Source organism: Micromonospora sp. NPDC057141, assembly GCF_042670805.1.
Lineage (GTDB): Bacteria > Actinomycetota > Actinomycetes > Mycobacteriales > Micromonosporaceae > Micromonospora.
Window position 1 is genome coordinate 1 of record NZ_JBHUVA010000167.1, and the last position, 1,629, is coordinate 1,629.

The 1,629-nt window shown below is 69.1% G+C and carries 2 protein-coding genes; one reads left to right on the forward strand and one right to left on the reverse strand.

Annotated elements, in window-relative coordinates; translation table 11 throughout:
- Nucleotides 1-319, reverse strand: a 319-nt coding sequence (traA, locus tag ACFT41_RS32230) for a plasmid transfer protein TraA (RefSeq protein ID WP_377614112.1), incomplete at its 3' end; no start/stop codon positions are given.
- 171 nt (nucleotides 320-490) lie between these two features.
- Between traA and ACFT41_RS32235 the strand changes: the two genes are divergently transcribed.
- Nucleotides 491-1,231, forward strand: coding sequence for a GntR family transcriptional regulator (locus ACFT41_RS32235; protein ID WP_376073315.1), 741 nt, complete (start codon nucleotides 491-493; stop codon nucleotides 1,229-1,231).
- Nucleotides 1,232-1,629 lie beyond the last annotated feature (398 nt).

The window sequence follows — 1,629 nt, forward strand, 5'->3', positions numbered from 1 at the left end:
CCAGGATCTTCGCGGCCATGGCCAGCTGGATGGCCGCCTGGATCATCAGCGCCCGCAGGTGGTTGCAGTAGTTGCGGACGTCGTCCGCGTTGTTGAACTCGGGCTCCCCGAGGATGAACTGGGAGCGGCCCTTGCCGGACTGCCCAGCGCCCCCGCCCTTGTTCGTCGTGCGGTTGACCGTGACGTTCACCGGCGGGACGAACGAGCCGCCCATCGCGCCGACGAACCCGCCGGCCGCCGCTCCCGCGTTCGAGAACTTGCTGCTGTTGCTGTGCGTGCTGTTCGCCCCGGACCGGGGCGGAACGTTCCTTGTGGCCACGACAGACCCTCTCTTGCCGAAGGTACGCATCTGTCGGCCCGGTGGTACTTAACGTATCTTGCCGACGCCACGAAGATACATCAAGCACCGATGCGAGGCAAGGATGTACCTTGGGAGGGTCATTGATGTACCTTCGGAGGTGTACCGCGCTCCGACAAACAGGGAGAAGCCATGCCATACAAGGCACCGGAGGGGAAGGGCTATGCCGACGTGGCGGCCCACTTCCGCACACTGATCAAGAGCGGGGAACTCGCGCCTGGCGCCACGTTGCCGTCCGTCGCTGAGATCCGTGAGCAGTTCGGCGTGGCGGCCAAGACCGTGAGCCGGGCCCTGGCCGTACTCAAGAGCGAGGGCCTGGTCAGCTCGCGCGGGGCGCTGGGCACGGTCGTCGAGAAGAACCCCATGGTGATCACCGGCGCGGACCGCCTGAAGCGCATGGAGAAGAACGGGATGCGCTACGCCCCCGGCGAGACCTCCTCCGGTCACCGCGTGATGACCCGGTCGGTCCACGACCCCGAGATTTGCACGGCTCTCAACCTGGAGCCCGGCGACGAAGCCGTGATCCGCATTCGCGTCTTCCGCCAGGACGACAAGCCGACGTCGGTCGGCGTCTCCGTCTATCCGCCCCACACGGTGGCCGCCGTCCCGGAGCTGGCCGACGACGTACGGATGGTGAAGCAGTTCGACAAGCTCTACAGCGAGCGCACCGGCCGCGAAGTCGTGAAGGGGCAGCGCACCGGCCACGCCCGGCAGGCGTCCCAGGACGAGCTGAACGCCTTGGAGATCGACGCCCCGGCCCACTCGGCCATCGCCGTCTTCGTCACGACCGTGACCTTCCACGACGACGAACAGGCACTCGGCTACTGGGAAGACGTCTACGCCCCCGGCGCCCGGGTGCCCATCGGCGAGTGACACATAGAGCCCTCGCCCAACGTCCCCAGGAGCCCCCGTCGGAGATCCGGCGGGGGCTTTCTGCTGCCCAGCGAGGGCGGCATCTCTGAGCGGTTTACATGGCCAGCCGTCTGCCGACTGCCGCTCTCGCTGTTGTGCTCGCGGACAGGCTGGCGGCGGAGGGGTGGGGGGCGCGTGGCGCTGAGCGGCCGTCTGACGGGGCGGGACGGGGGCTGAGCGCCGTACCCCCGCCGTCGCGGGGCTGGGCAGCGTGAGGCGACCGCACCGCCCGTCTCGGGCTGATGGGGAGCGGCTGCTGCCGCGATGTGGCCGATGCCGTCGAGCTGGTCAGCCCCGCGGCTCCGTCGGTGGCTGAGCGTCCGGCTGCTCGAAGAGGGGCAGGGCCTCCGGGCGGGGCC

What these genes read in the sequence shown, in the direction of transcription:
- ACFT41_RS32235 (WP_376073315.1), top strand. Translation starts at nt 491, where the DNA reads ATGCCATACAAGGCACCGGAGGGGAAGGGCTATGCCGACGTGGCGGCC.